Genomic DNA, 4,907 nt, shown 5'->3' on the forward strand with positions numbered 1-4,907 from the left:
CCCGCAAAGCCGCATGTGGCCGTGGCAAAATGCTGGTCCATTTGAAGTGTACTTCAAATGATACGTTGCTGGCGCCGCCAGCATTCTTTCAATCCACGTGCCCGCCCCGCGTTGCAGCCCAGCGATACTGCCTATCCCTGTTTCAAGAGTCGTCCGTCTTCCGCAGAACTGGAGCAGTCCTATACGCCGACCGGTCACGAGCGGTTGTTCTGCGACGGCGCCACGCGTTCGGCGGCAACGCGCCTTGGGTTCGTACTGCTGCTCAAGACCTTTCAGCGGTTGGGCTATTTCGTGACATCTGACCAGGTGCCGGATGCGATCGTTGAACATGTCGCCACCGTGATGGGTCAGCGCACCGATCCCGCCGTCCTCCGTCGCTATGATACGTCCGAAGCTCGCCGCAAACATACGATCGCGGTGCGTCGATTCCTCGAGGTCAAATCATTTGATAACGCCGGCAAGGCGCTGCTGTGCGAGGCGTTGGGTGACGCGGCGCTCACGAAGGAGGATATCGCGGACATCATCAATGTCGGCATTGAGATCCTCGTTCGTCACCGGTACGAGTTGCCGGCGTTCGGCACGCTGGTTCGCGAAGCGCGTGCCCGGCGCGCAGCAACCAACCAGATACTACACAGGCAGGTTCATCTCGCGCTGGACGAGGCCGGTGCCAAAGCCATCGACGCGCTCTTCACCGTCGGCGATGATCCCCGCCGGGTCAGCCCGTGGCATGATCTGAAACAGGATGCGGCAAAGCCCACCGTCCACGGCATGCGGGAACTGCTCGCACGCCATGACAAACTGGCGCGGTGGGCTCAATACACAGCACTGCTGCACGCCATCCCGGTTGTCAAAGTCACCCAGTGGGCTCTTGAGGGTAACAGCCTGGACGCCGCCAGCATGGCGGATCTGGCTTTGCCAAAGCGGTACGCCGTGGCGTTGGCGCTCATACGCCAGCGCCTCGCCCGGGTGACCGATGATCTGTGCGAGATCCTGTGCAAACAGATGAGCCGGGTGACACATGCGGCCGAAGATGCGTTGCAGCAGTATCTCAGCAACAGCCAGGGCAAAACTGACGAGATCGTGCGCCGCTTCGCGTCGCTGGAGACGCTACTCAATTCCGCTGAGCCGGCTGATGCGCAATTGCAGGCGATCCGCAAGACCGTTACGGACCGGCCAGATCTGTGCGAATTCTCCAGACTCCACGCCGAGTATGGCGGCAAGAATGAGTGCCGCTTCATGGCAAAGTTCTTCAAGCCCCGTCGCGCCGAACCGTTGCGCATTCTGACACGGCTGCGATTTATTTCAACCAGTCACGATACGGGCTTCGCGCGCTCGCTTGCACTCATGCTCTCCCAGCGTGAACGGCGCGGCGAGTGGGTTGCGCTCAAGGGGGACACGGATACCCAACTGGGCCTGCAAGACCTCGACTGGGTCCCGGAGAAATGGTGGAAGCTGATCACGGGCGAAAGCCAGCGGGAATCACCGACGCGCCTTCATCGGCGCCAGTTCGAGGTGTGCGTGTGCGCGCAGATGATTCGCGAGCTCAAATCCGGCGATCTTTGCGTAGTCGGTGCCGACACCTATTCCGACTATCGCGAACAGATGGTTCCGCTGGAGGAGTGTGCGCGGACTCGTGCTGCCTACGGCGACGAAGTCGGTCTGCCGGTTGCGGGTGACACCGTCGTCCAGCATGTTCGGCACCGACGCGGCAAAACGGACGGACGATGCCTATCCCGAAAATGCATTCTTCAAGATCGTCAACGGTCGGCCGAAACTCGGCCGTCATGCCGCAAAGACGACGCCCGCAGGGTTCGAGCAGATCGACCAGGCGCTGACGCGCAAGCTCGACGCACTGGGCCTTTCGCTACTGGATGTGTTGGCGGACACGTCGCAATGGATCGACTGGGACCGGCATTTCAGTCCGCTTAGCGGACACGACAGCAAGCTCCGTGAACAGGCACGGCGCAAGATTCTGACGGTGTTCGCGTACGGCACGGGTCTCGGGCCAACGCAGACCGCGCGCAACATCGCGGACATCAGCGCGAGGCAGATTTCGTTCGTTGACCAGCGCCAGGTCAGCACGGAGAAACTCGAATTGTCGCTCTGCGACATCATCAACGCCTACAACCGGTTCCAGTTGCCACGATACTGGGGCGATCCGAAGCATGCGGCAGCTGACGGCACGCAATGGAATCTCTACGAAAATAACCTGCTGTCGGAACGGCACATCCGCTACGGCGGTTACGGCGGCATCGCCTATTACCATGTGAGCGATATCTACATCGCGTTGTTCTCGCACTTTATTCCCTGCGGAGTGTGGGAGGCAATCCATATTCTCGACGGCCTGACAAAAAACGACTCCGACATCCAGCCTGATATCCTGCATGGTGACACGCAGGCGCAGAGCGCGACAGTTTATGGGCTGGCCTTTCTGCTCGGCATCAAACTGATGCCACGTATCCGCAACTGGAAAGATCTGAAGTGGTTTCGCCCCCTGCCCGGGGAAGCGTATCAGCACATCGACAGCCTGTTCACGAAAGACGCTGTCGACTGGGATCTGATCGCCTGCCACCTGCCGGATATGCTGCAGGTCGCACAGTCAATTCGCGCCGGGCGAATTTCGCCGTCGACCATCCTGCGCAAGCTGGGTACGGCGAGCCGGAAAAACAAGCTCTACTTTGCATTCCGGGAACTGGGCCGGGTGGTCCGTACGATCTTTCTGCTCGAATACATCAGCGACGAAGACCTGCGTCGTGTCACGCAGGTTGCCCAGAATAAATGCGAAGGCTTCAACAAGTTTGCGCAGTGGGCGTATTTCGGCTCCGACATCATCGCGGAGAGCGTGCGCGACGATCAACTGAAGATCATCAAGTACAACCATCTGATCGCCAATCTCGTGATCTGCCATAATTGCCACACGATCACGCTGGCGTTGAAGGAGCTGGAAAGAGAGGGGATGCAGCTAACGCCGGAACTGCTGGCGGCATTCAGCCCGTACCGGACTCATCACCTCAATCGCTTTGGTCTGTTCGAGTTGAGGGATCGTGAACCCGCCCCGGTAGATTACGGAATCAGGTTCTGAACCCGCTCCTGCAAAGGCTCACCGGGCGATGATACGCATTTCCGCACGAATCCTTACGCCTACCCGTGCTGGGCCGAGGCATTCGGCTGTCGATGGACGGCAAAGGCGCCTGGCGCGACAACGTGTTCGTCGAGCGCGTGTGGCGCAGCATCAAGTACGAAGAGATTTATTTGAGAGCCTACGAGTCGGTCAGCAACGCCCGGCGCTCCATTGGCCAATACATTGAGCTGTACAACCGCAAACGTCCTCATTCGAGCCTGGCGGATCAGACGCCCGATGAGGCATACTTCGCGACGCTGCCAGCGATCAAATCGGCAGCATGATCGCCCCGGACGTTCCACTTAAATTCTCGGGACCCTGTCCGAACAAGCGGCCCCACCTCTCACGTTGATCACGAATGCCATGTATAGCCAGGCTTGCCATGTCGAGACATACGTAAAGTCCGACACCCAGAGCTGATTCGGCCGGTCGGTCTTGAATTGCCGCTTGACTCGGTCCAGCGGGCGCGGCCCACTTACGTCAGAATCGTCGTGCGAACCCGCCGGTGATCCAGTGAGGAATCAGTTTCTCCGTGACGAGTTTGGGTGGGCCGAGGAAGATGCGCATAGGCGTCTTGCTACAGCACCATCGACCTTTGTCATTCGCGCTCGTTGCTATACCGGTCAAGCGATGAGTCACGACCGGTCTTCAGGTGGCGATCGAGTCGTAGGTCTTCCTGAGGAGGGCGATGCGACAAAACTCGTTTAGCATGCTCTTGTGACGCCGCTCGACGATGCCGTTGGTCTGTGGAGAACGAGCTTTGACGGTTGTGATCGATGTTCTCCACGGCCAGATACAGCTCGGATTTATGGTACTCCGGCTTGCCGCGATATTAGGTACGCCGGTCGATCAGCGGCCGTGCGAGCGGGATGCCGGAGCTGTCGAGGAACGGTACGAGGTGAACGTTGAGCAGCTCGGCTGCGGGCAGCGATGTTTTGCGCTCTTCCACCGCGGCAAACGGCTGGGTGGGGCGACCGGCTGGCACGGCCTCGCGCAATTCGAGGCGGCGGTTGCCGCGGCGCGTGGGAAGATCCGCTCGGCCAAAGCGGCAGGCGGTGTGCAAGCCGACGGAGCGGATTCGGGCAAAAGTTCGGTCGATTGAAAAAAATTAAAGACCGCATCGCAAAAGAGGTCTTGAAAACGATGCGGACGCACTTACGTTGAGTGCAGGTATGAACTTTGGGCGGATTGCCTTGCCGCCGGACGGCAAACAGGGCGATTCCCGCGGCGATCAAAGTCAGGAGATTAGTAAAAGTGGGCAAAATCATCGGTATCGACCTCGGTCTGCCGGTAGGCGCGACTCACGCCCTTATGTGTACCGACGTAAAAGATGTCCTGGGCGCGCAGTAGCCGGGACATCGGATTCGAACTCGTCGTGCATTTCCTTTTCCTGGATGACCCACTCCAGCGCGTTGAGTTGCGATTCGGTCAGCATCAGTGCCTCATGGGCGGACTTCGTTTCTGGCGCCTTGCGACGCCTGTTGATGGTCTCTAGATCATGGTGTAGCCAGATGCTGCGCACATCCCGCGGCGCGACGCAGGGGCGTGGCGTCCGAGCACCTCACTGGCGATACGGACCTAGCCGTATGCGTTCAGTTCCAAGGCCGGTTCGATCATCGCTGCCTGCACCTCGCGGTGCTTCGGCAGCGCGCGGTGGTGAGCGGTCCCTGCAGGGCGGCTCTGCCGCCCTTGTGGTACAGCTCCTTGAAGCGGTAGAAGCTGTCGCGGGAATCGACCATTACCCGGCAGGCCGGACTGACATTGCCCGTTGCCCCTCTAGCTTTAG

Annotated in this window: 3 protein-coding genes and 2 pseudogenes; 4 read left to right on the top strand and 1 reads right to left on the bottom strand. The window is 59.7% G+C overall.

The window, feature by feature from the left end; all coding sequences use genetic code 11:
- Positions 1 to 111 precede the first annotated feature (111 nt).
- From P0D80_RS48610 to P0D80_RS48620, 3 genes and pseudogenes are all read left to right on the top strand, one after another.
- Complete coding sequence (locus tag P0D80_RS48610; RefSeq protein WP_408295490.1) at positions 112 to 1,929, top strand: DUF4158 domain-containing protein; 1,818 nt, start codon at positions 112 to 114, stop codon at positions 1,927 to 1,929.
- Positions 1,874 to 3,082 (top strand): Tn3 family transposase, encoded by a 1,209-nt coding sequence (locus P0D80_RS48615; protein WP_408295492.1) that lies wholly within the window; start codon positions 1,874 to 1,876, stop codon positions 3,080 to 3,082. Before P0D80_RS48610 ends, P0D80_RS48615 begins: the two co-directional genes overlap by 56 nt.
- Before the next feature lie 77 nt (positions 3,083 to 3,159).
- A pseudogene (locus P0D80_RS48620) lies at positions 3,160 to 3,405 on the top strand (integrase core domain-containing protein); the annotation flags it as partial.
- A gap of 60 nt (positions 3,406 to 3,465) precedes the next feature.
- Here P0D80_RS48620 and P0D80_RS48625 read toward each other — a convergent pair.
- Positions 3,466 to 3,594: pseudogene (locus P0D80_RS48625) on the bottom strand (IS3 family transposase); the annotation flags it as partial.
- 287 nt (positions 3,595 to 3,881) lie between these two features.
- Here P0D80_RS48625 and P0D80_RS48630 point away from each other — a divergent pair.
- On the top strand, positions 3,882 to 4,223 hold the full coding sequence (locus P0D80_RS48630) for a hypothetical protein (protein WP_408295495.1): 342 nt from the start codon (positions 3,882 to 3,884) through the stop codon (positions 4,221 to 4,223).
- The last annotated feature ends 684 nt before the right edge of the window (positions 4,224 to 4,907 follow it).

The organism is Paraburkholderia sp. RL17-373-BIF-A (genome assembly GCF_046030175.1).
Classification (GTDB): Bacteria; Pseudomonadota; Gammaproteobacteria; order Burkholderiales; family Burkholderiaceae; genus Paraburkholderia.